This is a genomic window from Streptococcus suis, assembly GCF_002960445.1.
GTDB classification, from domain to species: Bacteria; Bacillota; Bacilli; order Lactobacillales; family Streptococcaceae; genus Streptococcus; species Streptococcus hyiners.
In genome coordinates, this window is record NZ_POJD01000382.1 from 1 (window position 1) to 272 (window position 272).

Sequence of the window (272 nt, forward strand, 5' to 3'; positions counted from 1 at the left end):
AGGTAAATCAATCGAAACAGTTGCCGTTGAAGGAGCAACAAACCAAGATTTGGCTGAGTGGATGGTTGGACGTTCCGTTTCCTTTAAAACAGAGAAAGTTGAAGCGAGTCCTAAAGAAGTCATTTTGTCAATTAAGGATTTGGTTGTCAATGAAAACCGTGGTATTCCAGCAGTTAAGGGCTTATCGCTTGATGTTCGAGCAGGTGAGGTTGTTGGTATTGCCGGTATCGACGGAAACGGTCAAAGTGAGTTGATTCAGGCAATCACTGGTT

1 pseudogene is annotated in these 272 nt (G+C 43.4%); it reads left to right on the forward strand.

Annotated elements, in window-relative coordinates:
• Positions 1-272, forward strand: a pseudogene (locus C1G53_RS12170) (heme ABC transporter ATP-binding protein); the annotation flags it as partial.